General features: G+C 59.6%; 16 protein-coding genes. 5 read left to right on the top strand and 11 right to left on the bottom strand.

Annotated elements, in window-relative coordinates:
- Window positions 1–84 precede the first annotated feature (84 nt).
- The 3 genes from GOV53_RS08000 (at window position 85) to mnmH (ending at window position 3,555) form a co-directional block, all read left to right on the top strand.
- Window positions 85–1,668 (top strand): bifunctional metallophosphatase/5'-nucleotidase, encoded by a 1,584-nt coding sequence (locus GOV53_RS08000; protein ID WP_170465270.1) that lies wholly within the window; start codon window positions 85–87, stop codon window positions 1,666–1,668.
- Between the two features lie 132 nt (window positions 1,669–1,800).
- Window positions 1,801–2,466, top strand: coding sequence for an SOS response-associated peptidase (locus tag GOV53_RS07995; protein ID WP_170465268.1), 666 nt, complete (start codon window positions 1,801–1,803; stop codon window positions 2,464–2,466).
- A gap of 36 nt (window positions 2,467–2,502) precedes the next feature.
- A complete protein-coding gene (gene mnmH / locus GOV53_RS07990) occupies window positions 2,503–3,555 on the top strand; it encodes a tRNA 2-selenouridine(34) synthase MnmH (protein ID WP_170465267.1) in 1,053 nt (350 codons plus the stop codon).
- Here the strand turns inward: mnmH and selD are convergent.
- From selD to GOV53_RS07955, 7 genes are read right to left on the bottom strand one after another with little or no spacing between them, the layout of a single operon-like run.
- On the bottom strand, window positions 3,546–5,705 hold the full coding sequence (gene selD / locus GOV53_RS07985; RefSeq protein ID WP_170465266.1) for a selenide, water dikinase SelD: 2,160 nt from the start codon (window positions 5,703–5,705) through the stop codon (window positions 3,546–3,548). The genes mnmH and selD overlap by 10 nt on opposite strands.
- A 5-nt stretch (window positions 5,706–5,710) precedes the next feature.
- Window positions 5,711–6,097: a Na+/H+ antiporter subunit G gene (locus tag GOV53_RS07980; RefSeq protein ID WP_170426555.1), complete on the bottom strand. Its 387-nt coding sequence runs from the start codon at window positions 6,095–6,097 to the stop codon at window positions 5,711–5,713.
- 7 nt (window positions 6,098–6,104) lie between these two features.
- Entirely contained in the window at window positions 6,105–6,374 is a 270-nt protein-coding gene (locus GOV53_RS07975; RefSeq protein WP_170426554.1) for a K+/H+ antiporter subunit F, read from the bottom strand.
- Window positions 6,371–6,871: a Na+/H+ antiporter subunit E gene (locus GOV53_RS07970; protein WP_174823381.1), complete on the bottom strand. Its 501-nt coding sequence runs from the start codon at window positions 6,869–6,871 to the stop codon at window positions 6,371–6,373. Before GOV53_RS07970 ends, GOV53_RS07975 begins: the two co-directional genes overlap by 4 nt.
- Entirely contained in the window at window positions 6,868–8,412 is a 1,545-nt protein-coding gene (locus tag GOV53_RS07965) for a monovalent cation/H+ antiporter subunit D (RefSeq protein ID WP_170465264.1), read from the bottom strand. The genes GOV53_RS07970 and GOV53_RS07965 overlap by 4 nt, the downstream gene beginning before the upstream one ends.
- Entirely contained in the window at window positions 8,409–8,768 is a 360-nt protein-coding gene (locus GOV53_RS07960; protein ID WP_170426552.1) for a Na+/H+ antiporter subunit C, read from the bottom strand. Before GOV53_RS07960 ends, GOV53_RS07965 begins: the two co-directional genes overlap by 4 nt.
- Window positions 8,768–11,638: a monovalent cation/H+ antiporter subunit A gene (locus GOV53_RS07955; RefSeq protein ID WP_170465262.1), complete on the bottom strand. Its 2,871-nt coding sequence runs from the start codon at window positions 11,636–11,638 to the stop codon at window positions 8,768–8,770. The genes GOV53_RS07960 and GOV53_RS07955 overlap by 1 nt, the downstream gene beginning before the upstream one ends.
- A gap of 220 nt (window positions 11,639–11,858) precedes the next feature.
- Here GOV53_RS07955 and GOV53_RS07950 point away from each other — a divergent pair, with 220 nt between their 5' ends.
- Both GOV53_RS07950 and GOV53_RS07945 read left to right on the top strand, forming a co-directional pair.
- The gene (locus GOV53_RS07950; protein ID WP_170465260.1) at window positions 11,859–12,332 is read left to right on the top strand and encodes a rhodanese-like domain-containing protein; all 474 of its coding nucleotides are present in this window, start codon (window positions 11,859–11,861) and stop codon (window positions 12,330–12,332) included.
- Window positions 12,329–13,144, top strand: coding sequence for an alpha/beta hydrolase family esterase (locus GOV53_RS07945; protein WP_170465258.1), 816 nt, complete (start codon window positions 12,329–12,331; stop codon window positions 13,142–13,144). The genes GOV53_RS07950 and GOV53_RS07945 overlap by 4 nt, the downstream gene beginning before the upstream one ends.
- Here the strand turns inward: GOV53_RS07945 and mdoH are convergent, their stop codons facing one another.
- The 4 genes from mdoH to GOV53_RS07925 are packed head-to-tail and all read right to left on the bottom strand — an operon-like array spanning window position 13,145 to window position 19,126.
- Complete coding sequence (gene mdoH, locus GOV53_RS07940; protein ID WP_170465256.1) at window positions 13,145–15,013, bottom strand: glucans biosynthesis glucosyltransferase MdoH; 1,869 nt, start codon at window positions 15,011–15,013, stop codon at window positions 13,145–13,147. It abuts the gene before it with no gap.
- Entirely contained in the window at window positions 15,010–16,509 is a 1,500-nt protein-coding gene (locus GOV53_RS07935; protein ID WP_170465254.1) for a glucan biosynthesis protein, read from the bottom strand. The genes mdoH and GOV53_RS07935 overlap by 4 nt, the downstream gene beginning before the upstream one ends.
- Complete coding sequence (locus GOV53_RS07930; RefSeq protein WP_170465252.1) at window positions 16,506–17,723, bottom strand: OpgC family protein; 1,218 nt, start codon at window positions 17,721–17,723, stop codon at window positions 16,506–16,508. The genes GOV53_RS07935 and GOV53_RS07930 overlap by 4 nt, the downstream gene beginning before the upstream one ends.
- 32 nt (window positions 17,724–17,755) lie before the next feature.
- Window positions 17,756–19,126 (bottom strand): tetratricopeptide repeat protein, encoded by a 1,371-nt coding sequence (locus GOV53_RS07925; protein ID WP_170465250.1) that lies wholly within the window; start codon window positions 19,124–19,126, stop codon window positions 17,756–17,758.
- Window positions 19,127–19,186 lie beyond the last annotated feature (60 nt).

The following is a 19,186-nucleotide window of genomic DNA, read 5'->3' as shown; positions in this document are numbered from 1 at the left end:
GTTAGAATCAAGCCGGATTTCCCCCTTTGACTCTCGGCGTTGCGCATCGCAACATCGCCGCAATTAACAATAGGGAGTTAAACTATGCTCACCCGTCTTTTGACATCCGCCGCCGCGCTCAGCCTGACCGCAGGCATGGCGTTTGCCGAATACAAGCTGACGATTCTGCACACCAACGACATCCACAGTCGCATTGAATCCATCAACAAATACGACTCGACCTGCGACGCCGAGGGCGAGGCTGAAGGCAAGTGTTTCGGTGGTGTTGCCCGCTTGAAAACCATCGTGGACGCGCGCCGCGACGCGCTGAGCGATGGAAACGTTCTGCTGCTTGATGCAGGTGACCCATTCCAGGGTTCGCTGTTCTACACCACGTACAAGGGTGCGGCAGAGGCCGAGTTCATGGAGGCCATCGGCTATGACGCAATGGCCGTCGGCAACCACGAGTTCGATGATGGCCCCGAGGGTCTGGCAGCGTTTGTCGATGCGGTCAGCTTCCCGGTGATCTCGGGCAACCTCGACCTGTCGTCTTCTGCCGAACTGAAAGACCGGGTTCTGAACCACGTGGTTCTTGAAGTCGGCGGCGAAAAGATCGGCATTATCTCAGCTCTGGCCACGGACACCGTGGACACCTCGAGCCCGGGCAAGGATGTCCTGTTTCAGGATGAGATCGAAAGCCTGACCGCAGATGTCGAGGCGCTGAAGGCCGAGGGTGTCGATATCGTCATCGCGCTGACCCACGTGGGTTTGGCCAAAGACCTTGAAATCGCCGAGCGTGTACCCGGTCTGGATCTGGTTATCGGTGGGCACTCGCACACTCTGCTGTCCAACACCCAAGACGGCGCGGCTGGCCCTTACCCGATGATGGTGGGCGACGTTCCTGTCGTTCAGGCCTATGCCTATTCCAAGTATCTGGGCGAAGTTACACTGACCTTCGATGACGACGGCAACCTCGTCTCGGCAGAAGGTGAGCCGATCCTGCTGGACGCTTCGGTCGAACCTAATGCTGACATAGCAGCGCGCGTCGCTGAAATGGGCGCACCAATCGAAGAGATGAAAAAGCAAGTCGTGGCCAATTCGGCCGCAGCCATTCAGGGCGACCGCAATGTCTGCCGCGTGCAGGAATGTGAGATGGGTAACCTAGTGGCCGACGCCATGCTGGCGCGGGTCGCGGATCAGGGCGCTCAGCTGGCGATTGCCAACTCTGGCGGTCTGCGTGCCTCGATTGACCCGGGCGATGTGACCATGGGCGAAGTGCTGACCGTACTGCCGTTCCAGAACACCCTCTCGACCTTTGAGATCAGCGGTCAGGGCGTCATTGATGCGCTTGAGAATGGCGTCAGCCAGGTTGAAGAGGTCAAAGGCCGCTTCCCGCAGGTTGCGGGGATGAAATTCACCTGGGATCCAAGTGTCGCTCCGAATGAGGGGCGTATTGTCGAGGTGATGGTGGCCGATGGTGATGGGTTTGTGCCGATTGATCCGGCCGCGACCTATCTGGTGGTCACCAACAACTATGTCCGCAATGGCGGCGATGGCTACAAGATGTTCGAGGGCGACGACAAGAACGCCTATGACTTCGGTCCTGACCTCGCCGACGTGACGGCCGAGTATCTGGCAGAGAACGCGCCGTATCAGCCCTATCTGGACGGTCGCATTCAGCAGAAGTAAACCTGCAAATCAGGACGCTACGAAAAGGCCGCGCTGGACGCGGCCTTTTTTCATGGCTGAACGCGGCTTGCCATTACCGCGCGCGCTGGTCCATCTTGCGAAGACCTGACCTGACCCCCGGAGCCAAGGCGCATGTGCGGACGGTTTGCCGTAACACTTCCCAACGATGCGATGGCGCAGCTTTTTGCTGCGCGCCCGGCCAATTCGCTGCCTGTTGTTCCGAATTTCAATGTTTGTCCGACCAATCAGGTGCATGTGGTTCGCGCGGGGGAAAACGGGCGTACGCTCGATCCGTTGCGCTGGGGGTTTCTGCCGCATTGGTACAAGGCGGAAAACGCCGGACCGTTGCTGATTAACGCACGGGCCGAGACGCTGTCTGAAAAGCCCGCATTTCGCGCGGCGTGCCGAGAACGCCGCTGCCTGATCGCTGCGACGGGGTTCTATGAATGGACCAAGACGGAACAAGGTGACCGGTTGCCGTGGTACATCCATCGGCAGGACGGCGCACCGATTGCTTTCGCCGGCGTATGGCAGGATTGGGGGCCAGAAGAGGCCCGGCAAGGCACCTGCGCTATCGTGACAACGCCCGCCAACGGGACCCTCAGTACGATTCACCATCGCATGCCATTGATCCTGGAACCCGACGACTGGCCCCTTTGGTTGGGCGAGGCAGGCAAAGGTGCTGCGCGACTGATGCAACCCGGGGCCGAAGATGTCCTGACGTTTCACCGTGTCGATCCTGCGGTGAATTCGAACCGCGCCAGCGGGCCTGAGTTGATCGAAGCGATAGACGCCTGACTTTTCAATCCCACCGCTGCGGGATAGACCTTTGGCATGGTTCTGAAATTCGACAGCCTTCCCGACCTTTATGCGCATGAGTTTGATACGGTTATCGACGTGCGTAGTCCTGCGGAGTATGCCGAGGATCACCTGCCGGGGGCCATCAGCCTGCCGGTTTTGGACAACGAAGAACGTGCCCGAGTGGGCACGATCTATGTGCAGGAAAGCCCCTTCCTTGCGCGCAAACTGGGGGCCGCGCTGGTGTTTCGTAATGCGGCAAACCATATCGAAAACAGCCTGTCGCATCACGAAGGCGGGTGGCGGCCTTTGGTCTACTGCTGGCGAGGCGGGCAGAGATCGGGCTCGTTCACCTGGATGCTACAACAGATCGGCTGGCGCGCCGAAGTGGTTGAGGGCGGCTATCGCACCTACCGCCGCTTGGTGAACCGTTACCTTTATGATGACCCGCTGCTGCACCGATTGATTGCGCTGGACGGCTATACCGGAACGGCCAAGACCGAGATTTTGACGCATCTAAAGGAACGTTCGGTACAGGTTCTGGATCTTGAAGGTCTGGCCAATCATCGGGGATCGTTGCTGGGTGAGATGCCTGGCGGTCAACCCAGCCAAAAAGCGTTTGAATCCGCACTCGCCGCCGCGCTGTGCCATCTGGATACGGCGCGTCCTGTGGTGGTTGAGGCCGAGTCATCTAAGATCGGGTCTCTGATCTTGCCGCCTTCGCTGTGGACGGCATTGCGTCAGGCGCCGAGAATTCAGATCAACGCGTCGATTCAAGCGCGGTCCGCGTATCTGGTCTCGGCCTATGATGACGTGCTGTCGGATCAAGTTCGCCTGCGCGACCGTCTGTCGCCGCTACGGTTCCATCGCGGGCACGAGGTGGTGGACGGGTGGATGACCCTGATCGACGCGGGCGACAAACGGGCACTGACCCAGGCGTTGATCGAACAGCATTACGACCCTGCCTATGCCAAAGCCAACCGCGCGCGCAAAGCCAAGATCATTGCGTCCATTGAGGTCCCGACGCTGGACGCACCAGGTTTGTCCGCTGCCGCATCCCAGATCGAAGCCGTTCTGGATCAGTTGTGAAGCTGCAATCCCGGTGCTTCGGTCATATGTCCGATGATCGCGGCGGGATACCCTGCTTCGCGTAAACGGTCACAGATCACCTGCACCTGATCCGAAGATACGGCGGCCAAAAGCCCACCGGCCGTCTGAGGATCGAACAGCAGGTCCGCCTTGCCGCCGGTCGGCAGTTCGGGCGCGATGGCGCGATTGTCTTCGAAAATCGTTGACCGAATGCCTTGCCGACTCAGCTCCAGAGCGCCATCCATCACAGGGATCGCTTCAAGGTCCAGAATGGCCCCGCAGCCCGAGGCGTCGGCAATGCCCAAAAGGTGCCCCGCCAGCCCAAAGCCGGTGACATCTGTCATCGCATGCGCACCAGCCAGTATCTCCGAGGATTTGCCCTGCGGTTGAACCATCTGCGCAAAGGCTGCCGCCACCCACTCGCCTTTTGCAGCGCCAGCCATCTCAGCTGCCATCAGAACGCCGCTGCCCAAAGGTTTGGTCAGGATCAACACATCGCCGGGTTTCGCGCCGGACAGGGTGATCGGGTCGGTGTCGCACAGCCCGGTCAGGGTGAATCCAATGGTCATCTCGTCACCCATGGAACTGTGACCGCCGACAATCTCAGCCCCGGCAGTGCGGATGACGTCCGAAGCGGTCGCCATGATCTCGGCCATGGTGCGGTGCTGCAGCGCGGGGGACATGCGCGGCAGGATGATCGTCGCGGTGGCCGCTTGTGGACGAGCCCCCATGGCCCAGATGTCCCCTAGTGCATGAACGGCAGCGATGCGCGTCATCAGCGCAGGATCGTGCATAAAGCTGCGTAGGTGGTCCGTGGTTATGACCTGCCGTGCGGATCCAGTGTTCAAAAGGGCAGCGTCATCTCCCGGCAGCGACGTCACATCACTGCGGGAAGGTGGCGGCAGATCGGCAAGTGCAGTCTGAAGCGCGCCGCGACCCACCTTGGCACCGCAGCCGCCGCACATGGGTTTTTCGCCCAATGCCTCGATCAAGCCAGCTGCGTGGTGGCGGGGTAAGGCCGGGGTCTTCATTTGGGGCAGGTCCCGGAATTTGTTCATAAAGTTTTGGTCGATGTGGTTCTTCCATTTCCACATCAGCGGCCCGCTGAATGATGTTCCCAGCCTTTCCCCCAGTGCTGATTTCCCGCCCAGCGAGATCAATTTGAGGTAGTCCTTTTGCGGATCGTAAGGGCGCATTGTGCCGGAACCCAGTGCAGCGCGCAGATTTTGGAATAGGATCGGTGCCTCGCGCACGGCGTACACTCCGGCCTTGGGGCGAGGGTTCTCGGTAAGGTGAGCGCAGTCGCCCGCGGCAAAAATGGCCGGATCGTTGGATTGCAGATGCGCGTTGACCCGGATGAACCCGTCCTGCAGGTCCAGCCCCGTCTTCGAGATCCAGCCATAAGGTTTTGCGCCCGCCGCGCCGGTCACAAATTGGGCTGCAACCTGACGGCCATCGTCCAGCGCAACATGGTCAGCGGCAACGTGTGAAATGGTTGCACCTTCGATGATTTCAATGCCCAGATCGGCCATCGCCTTGCGAATAGTCGCTGCTGCCTTGGGCAGGGTGGCCGTTAGAATCTGAGCATTGTCGATCAGGGTCAGTTGCGCAGCACGACCCCTTTCACGCAAAGCGTGGGCCATAGCCATGATCAGCTCGGCCCCCGCAACACCGCCACCGATAACGGCGACCGAGGCATCGCCAGGTTCCTCAAGATATCGGGCCCATTGGGCGGCGAACGGCCCCAGCGGTTTGGCGGGCACGGCATGCTCGGTAAAGCCGGGCAGGGCAGGCATGTCCGAGGTAATTCCCACATTGACCGAAGCCACATCGAACGCCACAGGTGGGCGGCCTGCCACGTGGACCTCTTGCCGGTCCGTGTCGATCCCTTGGGCCGCACCCAGAATGACTCGCGCACCGGCAAAACGGGCGAGTTTTGCCAGATCAATGTCCAGTTCGGGCCGGGAATAGTGGCCCGCTACGAACCCCGGCAGCATTCCGGAATAAGGCGCAGTCGGGCCAGGGTTGATCACGGTGACCCGCGCGCCGGGAAGCGGGTTCATCCCCCACATCCGAAGTAGCAAAGCGTGGGTGTGACCGCCGCCGATAAGAACCAGATCGCGGGTCAGGGGCAGCGGTGAATGATGCATCAAATTCAGGTCTTGCTGTGATCAGGAACGTCTTCGACCTGCTCGACCGCGTGTGTGGCCCAAAGTTCATCTTCGCCCGCGTCCGGCAGATCGCTGGGCTTTTCATGGCGGTGAATGTGCCATTTGGCAATGAACAGGGCCGTGATCGGGGCGGTCAGGAACAAAAACAGCGTGATAAGCAGTTCGTGCATGGACAATTTGCCCTCAAGCAGGACCGAATGGCAGATCGAGGCGAGCAACACGCCGCCCACACCCAGCGTTGTCGCTTTGGTGGGCGCATGCAGACGGGACATTGGATCCTTCAGTTTGATCATGCCGTACGAGCCGACAAAACCGAATATGCCCGAGATGACGAGGAAGAAGGCGATCAGCAGTTCGACGATGAAACTCATGGCATCCTCACTCGATGATGTTGCCGCGCAGCATGAAGCGCGCATAAGCAACTGTTGAAACGAACCCGAGCATGGCGATGATCATCGCGGATTCAAAGAACACCTCGGTTCCCAGGCTAAGCCCATATAGGATCAGCAGAGCGATCGTGTTGATGACCATCGTATCAAGCGCCAGAACACGCGTGCCTACACCGTCCGCAGTGATAATCCGCCACAGGCACAACATGATGGCCGTACCGAAACAGGCGAATGCAAACCAGATCGCTAAGTCGATCATTCGAATATCTCCTTAAGACGGCGTTCGTAACGGCTCTTGATCTGATCGCGCACTGCATCAGGATCGGGCGCGTCCAGGCAGTGCACCAGCAGATTGTGGCCTTGGGCCGACAGGTCGCTGCTGACGGTGCCGGGCGTCATGGTGATGGTGCCCGCCAGCACAGTGATGGCCTCGGGTGTGCGCAGCTCAAGCGGAACAGAAATCCAGGCCGGTTTACGGTCCGCATCGCGCTTGAACAGGATGATCCGCGCAACGGTGACGTTGGCGACCACGATGTCCCACAGAACCACCAGCATGTATTCAACGACCATAGGCCAGTTACGCAGCTTGGGCCGGTCGGGCCAATAGGGCTGCGTGATGAACGGAATGATGATGCCAAGGATCAGGCCAAAGACCAGCGAATTGAGCGTCATGTTGTTGGCCAGCAAGACCCAGACGATGGTCAGCAGCACGGTCAGGTGCGGGTGCGGGAAAATGCGGTGCAGAAGTCTGATCATGTGTCGCCTCCCAGTACGGCCGAGATGTAGTTCTCGGGTGTAAACAGTTGCTCGGCTGTCTTATTGGTATATTCCAGCGCGGGACCCGCAAACAGGGTCAGCAGCACAAGACCCATGGCCATCGCGAAGACGGCGGTGAATGCGAGGCCGGGGTTCGGCTCGGGCGCGGGAATTGCCGGGACATCCTCTTCGTTTTCAGGGTCGCGTTCGGTGTTGTGATGGGCATCGTGGCTTTTCCAGAAAATCAAAGAGCCCGCCCGCGCGAGGCCAACAATGGTAATGAACGACCCGATCAGGATTACAGCCCAGATGGCCGTCACGTCAGGGGCGTCTCGCGCGGCGTCCAAAACCAGCAGTTTGCCGATAAAGCCCGAAAGTGGCGGCATACCGGCCATCGCAATAGCGCCGACGAAGAACAGCGCCGAGATCAGGCCGGTTTGCGGCATGGGGGCCGTCGGAGTGATTGCTCCGCCCCGGCGTTCCATCACCAGATCGGCAACCAGGAACATGAGCGCGGTGGCCAGGGTCGAGTGATAGACATAGTACAGCGCGGCGGCCGTTGCCGTTTCGGTGAACAGCGAGATTGCGATCAGGAGCGTGCCCATCGAGGTGATGGCGCAGAACGCCACCATGCGCGCGATATGTTGTGAGCCAAGGATGCCGATGGCTCCAACGGCCAGCGTTACCAAAGCAGCCGGTTGCAGCCAGGTTCCTACAAGGCCCTGCGTTGCCTCAACCTCGGGGCCAAAGCCAAGTGTGTACATTCGCAAGATCGAATAGGCACCGACCTTGGTCATAATGGCAAACAGGGCGGCCACGGGCAGGGGTGCGCTAGCATAGCTGGCCGGCAACCAGAAATGCAGGGGCAGTACGGCGGCCTTGATGCAGAACACCAGCAGCAAAAGGACCGCTCCGACCCGCAGCAGGGCAGTGTCGTCAGCCGGAAGGTCCGCCACACGCGCGGCCATGTCGGCCATGTTGAGCGTTCCGGTCATGGCATAGAGCGTACCCAAAGCAAACAGGAACAGCGTCGATCCCAGAAGGTTATAGGCCACATATTGCACACCCGCCTTCAGGCGAACGGAACCCCCGCCATGGGTCATCAGGCCGTAGGACGCGATCAGCAGAACCTCGAAGAAAACGAACAGGTTAAAGGCGTCGCCGGTCAGAAACGCGCCACAGACCCCCATCAGCTGAAAGTGGAACAGCGCATGGAAGTGTTTGCCCCGATCGTCCCAGCCGGAAGCGATGGCATAAAGCACGATGGGCAGGGCAAGCAATGCGGTCAGCAAGACCATCATGGCGGACAAGCGGTCCAGCACCAGCACGATGCCAAAGGGCGCGGGCCAGTTGCCCAGCTCATAGACCTGAATATCGCCGCCTGCTGCCTGTGCGGTGATGGTCAGGGCGATGCCCAGCAGGGCGACGACTCCGGCAACCGAGAAGATGCGTTGCAGGTCCAGGTGAAAGCGCAGGACCATGATGATGAACGGGGCCAGGATCGCGGGAAGGACGATCGGCGCAACGATCCAGTGGTTCATGCGTCTTCTCCCGGCGCGTCTACGCTGTCATGGGCGTTCATATCGATATGGTCATCCTTCGAGGACAGATAGGCCGAAAGCGAGATCATCACGATCACCGCCGTCATCCCGAACGAGATCACGATGGCCGTCAGTACCAGCGCCTGCGGTAGAGGATCGGTATAAGGTACGTCCTCGTACTTGTTCAGAACGGCGGGCGCATCCAGCGCGAGCCGCCCGGTTGCGAACAGGAATACGTTCACCGCATAGGTCAGTAGGGACAGACCCAGAATGACGGGAAAGGTCCGGCGGCGCAGGATCAGGAAAATACCGGCAGCGGTCATGACGCCGACCGCAGAGGCTACGAGCGCTTCCATCAGGCCTGCTCCTTCTCTTTGTCTTCTTCCGGCGAATTATCCCGCAACGGGTTGATATCCATCGGATGCTCCTGCGCCATGCCCGGCTGCCAAGCGAACCGTGACAGACTGTCCAGCGCCAGCATGACCGCGCCCAGAACAGCAAGGAAAACGCCCACGTCAAACAGCATCGCAGTGGCCCATTCAAATTCTTCCAGAGGCGGCCAGTTGATGTAGCCGAAGTCGCTTGTCAGGAAGGGGCGTTCGTTGAACCACGCGCCCAAACCAGTGGCAGCGGCGATCAAAACGCCCCAGCCGATGGTGCCGTGGTAATAGAACCTTTGTCGTTCGATCGCCCAGGTATAGCCACTGGCCATGTATTGCATCAGGAAGGCAATCGCGACCACCAGACCGGCGATGAAACCACCCCCCGGCTGGTTGTGGCCGCGGAAAAAGATGTAGGCTCCGACCATCAGGGCGATGGGCATCATCATCCGCGTCACAACCACCATCATCAGGGGATGCGAGTCCCCAGATTGCGGCCAATGCGGTTTGCGGTTCAGCAAATAGGCGCGGACATTCGTGCCCAGAACGGACTCGGTCAGGGCAAAGATGATCAGGGCGGCGATGCCCAGCACGATGATCTCGCCAAAGGTATCAAAGCCCCGGAAGTCGACCAGAATGACGTTCACCACGTTGGTGCCGCCGCCACCTTTATACGAGTTCGCCAGGTGGAAATCTGAGATCGTCGGAAACGCGAAATCCCGCAGCATTAGCGCATAGATCAATGCACCCGAACCGATCCCTGCCACAACCGAAATGGCCGCATCGCGCCACCGCCTGGCAGCGCTGCTGTCCCATGGCGTGTCTGTGGGCAGGAAGTTCAGCGACAGCAGCAGCAGGATCATCGTCACGACTTCGACCGAGATCTGCGTCAGCGCCAGGTCCGGAGCAGACAGATAGTTAAAGGCCATCGAAACAATCAGGCCGACCACTCCGATCAGGACCAGCGACAACAGGCGGTTGCGGTGGAACCACATGATCGCCAGTGTTGCGCCCACAAGACAGATCCAACCGATCAGCGGGATGATCTGAATGCGCAACTCGGTCCGGGTCTCAGGCCCGATCGTACCGGTGGTATAGGCGTAGTATCCAAGACCAACCGTGAAGGCGATTAGGATGATCGCATAGCGGCTAAGAACTCCGTTGTGGAGCGTATCGGTAACCGCCTGACTGACCTTTGTCATCGCTGCGATCACCGCCTCGAAGATCACCTTTGCCTCGGGACGGGGCAGGGCGTTCCAGAACCTTTCTTCATGCCTGTGCAGGCTCAAGAGGAACAGGCCGCCCAGAGTTGCAACAACGGACATGTAGAGGGCGGGCGTGAACCCGTGCCAGAGCTTCAGCGAGTAATAGGGCAGTTTCTCTCCGCCAATAACCGCGCTGGACACGACCGCGACCAGCGGACCGACAATGGCGTTGGAATACAGGCCGATCAGTACCACAAGTACGACAAGGAAGGCCGGGGCCAGCCACAGCCCGACGGGCGGATCATGCGGATGGGCCGGATAGTCGTGACGCTCGGTGCCAAGAAAGACATGGCTGACGAAGCGGAAGGAATACGCCGCCGAGAACAATGCCGCCAGCAGCGCCAGTCCCGGCACAAGGTAGTGCGAGTTCAACCACGTTGTGTGGACGGTTTCCTCAAGCATCATTTCTTTGGACAGGAAGCCGTTGAGCGGTGGAATACCGGCCATCGACAGCGCGGCAATCGTGCCAATGGTGAAGGTGATCGGCATCAGGTGGCGCAAACCGCCCAGCCGCTTGATATCGCGCGTCCCCGTTTCGTGGTCGACTATCCCTGCGGTCATGAACAACGCCGCCTTGAACGTGGCGTGGTTGATGATGTGGAACACGGCAGCGACTGCGGCGAATTTGGTGCCAAATCCCAGCAGCATGGTCACCAGCCCCAGATGCGACACCGTGGAGAAAGCCAGCAGCGCCTTGAGGTCATCTTTGAACAGCGCGATCACTGCGCCCATCAGCATGGTGATCAGTCCAGTTGTGGCAACAATGTAGAACCAAGCGTCCGTTCCGGCCAAAACGGGCCACATCCGCGCCATCAGGAACAACCCGGCCTTCACCATGGTTGCCGAGTGCAGATAGGCCGAAACCGGCGTCGGCGCGGCCATCGCGTGCGGCAGCCAGAAATGGAACGGGAACTGCGCCGACTTGGTAAAGCATCCCAGCAGGATCAGGATCAGCGCAGGCAGGTAATAGGGCGAGGCCTGGATAAGCTCTTTGTTCTGCAGAATGACGCTCAGGTCATACGAGCCGACGATGTTGCCGAGGATCAGCATCCCGGCGATCATGGCCAGACCGCCCGATCCTGTGACAGCCAAAGCCATCCGCGCGCCTTGCCGCCCTTCGGGCAGGTGCTTCCAATACCCGATCAGCAGGAATGAGCTGAGCGACGTAAGCTCCCAAAAGATAAGCAAAAGCAGGATGTTGTCGGACAGAACAATCCCGACCATCGCGCCCTGAAACAGCAGAAGATAGGTGTAGAACTGGCCCATCGGATCTTCGCGGGACAGGTAGAAACGCGCGTAGAGGATGATCAGCAACCCGATCCCAAGGATCAGCAGAGCGAACAGAAAACCCAGCCCATCCAGCATGAAATTCGCGTTCAGTCCCAGTGCCGGGATCCAATCGAACCGGGCGGTTACGACGTCACCGCGCATGACGGAGGGGATGTGAATCAATAACCCCATCAACGCCAAATAGGTGGTCAACCCAGCTGCGGAAGCGGCTGCATTTCGTCCTGCCCGGATCAAAAGGGCTGGAAAAACAGCGCCAAGAAAGGGAAGGGCCGCGATGAGGAATAGGGACAAGTGCGATACTCCGAGCTGGGCGGTCAACATGACAGATTTAGTAGGGATAATTTAATGACTGTTCAAAAAATGCAAGGTTTTGAAAGGTTCTAAAAGGAACATATTGGATGCAATTTACCTGCGCGATAATGACGCGATCTTGATCCGTAGTCCCAATTTGGGCGCAGCGACCCTGATCAAGCTGTGATACAAGCGGCTTTGAGTGTCAGGAGGGGGCCGAATGGCAAGTAAGGTAAACCGAACCCGAAGGTGGGTTTTTCTGGGCGGTGGCGCGGCTATCGCTGCAGGGTTTGCTATTCGCGAATACCGCTTGATCCCGCCGGATTATGCGGGCGGTCAACTGAGTGTGCAGGACGCCCATCAGCAGGCGGTGTCCGGCGACATCGTGCTTGTCGACATCCGAACGCCCCGAGAATGGCGTGCGACCGGGGTTGGCGAGGGGGCCTATCCGCTGGACATGCGCCGTGACGACTTTGAACAAGCTCTGACAGAGTTGACCAACGGGAACCGGGGCGTGCCAGTTGCACTAATCTGCGCGCGCGGCGTCCGGTCCGCGCGCCTCAGCAACCGCCTGACCGAGGCTGGTTTCACTAAAATCATTGATGTGCCCGAAGGCATGTTGGGCTCGGCTGCGGGGCCCGGATGGGTGCGCGCCGGGTTGCCGGTCCAGCGCAATACAGGAGAGACAGGATGATCCGCAAATTGACCCTGGCCGCTGGCCTTGCGCTGACCGGGCAAGCTGGCTTGGCTGCCTGCGCCGATCAGGAGGGAATGTGTGAGACCGCTTCGGGCGGCTATCACATCGAACTGCCGCAAGCCGAAAACCCACCATTGGTGGTTTTCCTGCACGGCTGGGGCGGCACCGCCACAGGAACACTTAAGAACCGAGGGATGGTCGACCCGTTGCTGGCGCGTGGTTACGCGGTGATGGCACCCGAGGGGTCGGTACGCAACGACCGACAAAGCTGGAACTTTTTCCCCGGTTGGGAAGGGCGCGACGAAACTGCCTTTTTGATTGAGGCGGTCGAGGATGCAGCGGACAGGTTTGGCATTGACGCAGACCGCGTTGTGCTGGGCGGGTTCTCGGCAGGGGCGTTCATGGTCTACTACCTTGCCTGCGCCGCGCCCGATACGTTCTCGGCCTATGTGCCCGTCTCGGGCGGTTTCTGGCGGCCGGATCCAGAGTCTTGTGACGGACCGGTACGGATGTTCCACACCCATGGCTGGACGGACAATGTGGTACCTTTGGAAGGACGCCTGCTGGGTGGCGGCCGCTTCCATCAGGGGGACATTTTTGCCGGGCTCGAGATCTGGCGCATCGCCAATGGCTGCGTCGATACGAAACCCAGCGGGTTTTCGACCACCGGCCAGTTCATGCGCCGCTATTGGAGCGGGTGCGACGATGGCAGCGCGCTGGAGTTCGCGCTGTTTCCAGGCGGTCATTCGGTGCCCAAGGGCTGGGCCGATATGATGGTGGATTGGTACGAAGGCCTGCCGGGCGGCTAATCACTCGGCAGGGGTCATCACACCTTTGCCTTCGATCACATTCTTCAACTCATCCCGATAACGACGGGCAGAGCGGGTGATGGCAGGTTCGTTGAAGTCCTCTTTCATGCCAACCATCCGACGTGCCGCCCCTGCAGAAACGCCGCTGAGCGCGGATAGAGGAATCGCCAGCGCCAGGCTGATCGCGATGGGGGCCAACCAGACTGAAACAAGGCCGGACAGGATGCCGACGCTGAGCGCCACGCCACTGACCGTTTCGACCGTATGGCACAGGATCAGTGTTCGGAGGCTGTAAGTCCCGCCGTCGCGCGCCTGCGGGGACCAGCCCTTTTGGATGCCAAGTGCGGTGCGAATGACCGCGATCATTTGTTGTACCATCAGAATTGGCGCATAGAGGATCGACAACACGACCTCGGCCAGGAACGACGTCAGGAACTTGCGCCCGCCACCGAACTCGGAATAGCGCACACCGCTCAGAGGCAGGGCCAGAACACCCAGCACTTTAGGCGCAAGCAGCATCGCGTACATGACCAGAATGATCAGCACATGGCGGGTTTCGGTCATCTCGGGCCATTGCGGGAACAGCGGATTGTCCGGGCTGAAGTAATGCAGGACCGAGGCTTCTTCGCCTTGACCGATCAGCGCCCACATCACCAGCAGCGCAAACCACAGCGGCGACATCAGATAGCCGACCGCGCCGTGGAACATATGGAACCGTGACACAGGCTGGAAACCGGCCGAGCCCAGCAGTTTCAGATGTTGCAGGTTACCCTGACACCAGCGCCGGTCGCGCAGTGCGTGGTCGATCAGAGTGGGCGGGGTTTCTTCATATGATCCACGGATACGCGGCAGGAACCGCACGGCCCATCCGGCCCGGCGCAAAAGGCCTGCCTCGACGAAATCGTGGCTCATGATCAGCTTTTCCTGACCGTTCATCGCCCGCAATTTCGGTAGGCCTGCGCTGGTCGCGAACGCTCGGGTACGGATGATGGCGTTATGGCCCCAATAGTTGCCTTCCTGCCCACACCAGCGTGCCAGTCCCTCGGCAAAGGCGATACCATAGACGCCGTTCGCAAACTGCTGCATCCGGGCAAAGACGGATTGCGCTCCGATCAATTGCGGATAGCTTTGGATCAACCCGGCACCGGGATCGCGGGCCAGCGCGTCTGTCAGCCGTGAAATGGCGCGGCCCGTCATCAGACTGTCGGCGTCCAGCACCAGCATCGCATCCCAATCCGCGCCCCAGCGGTTGACCCAATCGGCTATGTTGCCGACCTTGCGGTCCGTGTTCTGCGGACGGCGGCGGTAATAGAGCTCAAGACCGGGGGCGAGGGTGGTGCGCAGCGCTTCGACACTGGCTTGTTCCTGTGCGGCGATCTCGGGGTCTCGGGTGTCGGACAAGATGAACATGGCGTAGTGATGCTGCCCACCACGCGCCTGCAAATCCTCAAGCATGGTTCGGGCATTGCCCAATACGTTCCAGGGAAACTCGTTATAGACCGGGGTCAGCAGCGCCACGCGCAGTGGTTGGGCGCGCCCTTGCCGTACCGGACGGTCCTGCCGGGACAGGGAGACCATGCCCAGCAATACGGTGCAGACCGTGAAAGAAATCCAGAAGAAGTTGAACGAGATCAGCGCCAGCAGAATGGCTTCAATCAGGTTGATACCCTCAGCACCGAACCAATCCGTCATGACCCATAGCAGGCCCAATGTGGCCGCCATCGCAGGCGAGAACGCCAGCGCGCGCCAGAACCCAGCCGAAGGGCGCTTGGCATCGGGCACCTGCGCATCCCGGAATCCAGCGCTGAAATCCTGCGCGGGCATCTCCAGAGGGGCCTCTGGTGGCATGATATGAAGATCGCTACTCATGAGGTCCAGCGGTAAAGCCAGACCTCTGAGGCCGGCTGTTTGTCTTTCAGCAACTGCGCGCGCAACTCGACATGGTCGCGGTCACCGGGTTGGAACGAAAACGCCAGACGAAGTCCACCTGTGTCAGGGTTGCGTTGCAGAACACCTTCGGATGTTTCGGCGTGGGGTGAATCTACAAAGATCGTCATCGCCTCGGGGTCGTCGAACAGTTCGCTTTCTTCAAAGTCGATGACGGCCAGACGCCCTTCGCCAAAGGTGTTGTCGCCCATGGCGGTGTTGATCACACGCGGCATTGGCGTGCGCTGGGGTTCTTCACCCCAGATGAGGCGATAGGACAGATCGACCTGACTGCCCGGTGCATAGGGCTCTGCAGGCCGCCAATAGGCGACGATGTTGTCGTAGATCTCCTGATCCGCCGGGATTTCAACCAGCGTGACCGAGCCTTTGCCCCAATCCCCTGCGGGTTCGACCCACAGGCTGGGGCGCTTGTGATAGTTAGCCTCTAGGTCGGCATAGTCCGAAAATTCGCGTTTCCGCTGCATCAGCCCGAAACCGCGTGGGTTGGTATCGACAAAGGACGAAATCTGCAGGCGGGTCGGGTTAGCCAGGGGTCGCCAGAGAACCTCGCCAGCGCCATTACGGACCAACAGACCATCACTGTCGTGAACAGCAGGGCGGAAATCGTCAAACCGGCTGTGGTTGGTCTGATCGAACAGGAACATCGAGGTGCCCGGAGCGATCCCGACATGCGTCATCTCTTCGCGCGGGAAAAGCGTCGCTTCGACATCCATGATGGTGTCCTGGCCGGGGGTGACCTCAAAGCGGTACGCGCCACTTACGCTTGGGCTGTCCATCAAGGCGTGGACAACCATGTTCCTTTGGGCGGGGGCAGGGCGTTCCAGCCAAAAGCGTATGAACTCTGGAAATTCTTCGCCGTCCGGATCGCCGGTTTTCAAAGCCAGCCCACGCGCCGACAGACCGTAAGCCTCGTGCAGCCCGATTGCGCGGAAATAACTGGCACCCTGAAATACACAGAATTCATCAGTCAGCCCGGGGCGGTGCATCTCGGCCCGCAAGCGAAATCCCGAAAAGCCAAGCGTTTCATCGGCTGGCAGGGCAGGCACATCTTCGCTTTTGGTGAACATGTCGAGATCGAAGGCCACGGGCTCTACCTGACCGTGGTCAACGGTAGAGATTTGCACAGCGCGGGGGAAGTACAGGCCGGGGGCAAAGAAATCGACCTCGAACGGGGTTGTTGTGTCGTACCAAAGGCCCTTTTCCAGCTTGAACCGGATCGACCGGTATTGCTGATATGTCAGGTCCTGCCATGCCTTTGGAACCATATCACGTTCGGCATAAGGGCGGCTTGCTAGGTCTCGGGCCAGCTCAATCACATCATTGCGGCTAAAGGGGGCTTCGCCGCCGGTGGCAAATGCTGCCGGAGCAAAGGCAAGAGCAGTGGACGAGGCCAGAAATGCGCGGCGTGTAAAATTCATTTCTTAGACTTCCAAGGTTGAGACTTAAACCAAGCGGCCATGTATGCCACGCCGATGATCATCGCAAAGCCAATCATGTTGGCGACGAAAACACTGGCGACATCCCGCCCACTCAGGTCCAGACCGACACCGATAAGTCGTGCGGCGGCCATGGAAAATACGAAAACCGCCAGCGATTGCTGTCCGACTTTCGTGATGACGGTCAGCAGGAATTGCCACACTTTGGCCGCTACGCCTTGTCCGGTGGCGATCAGGCGGTGGCCGTGCTCACCCGCGACGACCCAGCCCAGATAGGCAAGCGACAGGAAGTGCAGGTAACGGAACAGGCCGAAATCGGTCTTGTCGCGGAATTCCTTAGTGACCGGCCAGACCTTGCGAATTTCATCCGCCAGATCGGGGGCGGCGGCATTGATCCATGTGAACACTTTCCAAGACCCGAAGGGCATCGAGAAGATCAGAAACAGCGCGGCTGCCCAGATCAGGGTTTTCGATACGGGTGGGGCCGGTATCCAACCGCGCATGAAGGCAAAACCAGTGAAGAACAGCAGCTGCCAGCCGAAGGGGTTAAAGAACCATTGACGCTCGGACCACGGCTCGGCCGGCAAGTCCAGAACGTCAAACTGGGCGATCAGCCAGATCGTGATCGAGGTCGCTGCGACCGCCCAGAACCCGATGCGATACAGACCCATGAAGATCGGCATCATCGCCAGAACCACCAGATACATCGGCAGGATGTCAAAGTAGTTCGGAACGTAGGTCAGCGTGAATAGACCCACCATCTGCGGCGCAGGGTCGTTGAAAAAGTGCTGCAGGTTCAGCGAATAAACATATGTTTTCTCGAACAAACCTGACTGATCGAGCGCGGCCATGGACATGGCAACAAAGAAGAACAGACAGATATGCGCCCAGTAGACCTGCCAGATACGGAAGGACACGCGGGCGGTGCCCATCCACCAGCCCTTGCGCAGGAAAGCCCCACCAAAGGCGATGGCGGAGGCCATGCCTGAGCAGAACACGAAGATCTCTGTAGCATCCGAAAACCCGAACCGTGCAGGAATCCACTTGGCCCATGGGTCATTCGGGATATGGGCAATCAGGATGATGAACATCGCGATACCGCGATAGAAATCCAGGCGCGGGTCGCGCGTGCGGGCAGGGGCTGCCGCAGAGGCGGCCACCGGCGCAAAATCAGAAGCGGGCGAAACTGTCGCCATGCGAATTCTGTCCTTCTTGGTCTTTGTTTTTGTTATTCAGCCGGGACGCTTTGTGCGTCGCCGTTGTCGCGGGCCGCGTCAATCAATGCGCGGCGCGCGAGAGCGTAATTGTCTTCGCCCCCGGCGCGTTTTGCGCGGCGGTCATCCAGAATGCGCTCGACAGCATCCAGACGGCCGGCGCGCAGGCCGGAATCGATTGTGATGCGCTCGAAAACATCACGTTGGGCGTGGCTTCCACCTGCCAGTTGCATACCTGCACGGGCGTTCGACAAAAAGTCGAAAGCTTCGCCGTACAGGCCATCGCCAAAGGCCTCAAGCCCTTTGGCCGCCGCGATGCCCGGATCGGACATGCGGATCGGGGTATCCCCCTGGTTACGCTGCGCATCCTTTTGGATACGCTGCAGCATCTTTGATGTCGCGTCGTTGCGATTGTCACCGGTCAACGCCAGCAGATAGTGCAGATCGGCAAAGATCAGGCAGCCATCTTCGGTCCGTGCGGCACTCAGGTCAGCCAACTCTTCCCAGCGGTTGCCGACATCGACGCCCTCAAGCTCCAGTCGGGACAGCAGCGAAGTTGCGTTCGAGATGTCGCGGTAATCGTCGGTTTTGTCCTGGCGAACGTAGTTGTCATACAGTTCCATCACCTGATCGACCTGACCCAGGTCCAGATGCATCAGCGCCTTGTGCCACCAGACGTGATATCGGAAGTTGTTGCAGTGGGTCCAAGCCTCTTCCCGGCCAGCCAGCCAATCCAGACCCAGTTGCGCGTTGCCGGTCATTTCATGCACATGTGCGACGGCATGCAGGCCCCAGGCATCGTCCGAGACCATCCATAGCGCCTGCCGTCCCGCAATTTCGGCCTTTTCATACGCACCGGTTTCTTCCAGCGCGAAAGAGTGACAGCCCAGCAAGTAACCGCGGCCAGCGTGGTCGGGCGCATAAGTCGGCAGAACGCGTTCGATCGACCGACGCATCCCGGCTGAATCTCCCAGCACAAAGCGTGTCGCGTGGCTGAGCTTCATCGCCAGTGTGTCCTGAGGATGAGCGCGCAGAACCTCTTCAAACTTCTGGATCGCCTGAGAGGGCAAGTCCGCCAGATACAAAGCCAGCGCTTCAACGTACAAACGCTCGCGCTCTGACACCGGCTGACGTTCCATTGCGGCATTGGCGGCCGCCAGCGCTTCGACGGCGACGGGCATCATTTCGCGACGGCCCAGCAGAACCATGAACAATCCCTTGACCGCGTGGCCCAGTGCAAAATCGGACTCGAGCTCAAGAACTTTGCCAAGATGCTGCGGCGTAACGGCGGCATGGGCCATGAACCCAAGCAGAACACCATCCCACGCCTCGACGCTCGCCGGGTGGCTCAGGGTGTTCATCTGTCCGAAAACGTCTTGCTTCATGTTCATGTTCCGATCCAATCGAGAATTTCTACAATAAATGACTTAGCAGAGACTCTGAGA

Source organism: Ruegeria arenilitoris, assembly GCF_013035315.1.
In the GTDB taxonomy this organism is placed as follows: Bacteria; Pseudomonadota; Alphaproteobacteria; order Rhodobacterales; family Rhodobacteraceae; genus Ruegeria; species Ruegeria arenilitoris_D.
The sequence above is the reverse complement of the archived record's forward strand: the minus strand, read 5'-3'. Positions and strand labels throughout refer to the sequence as shown.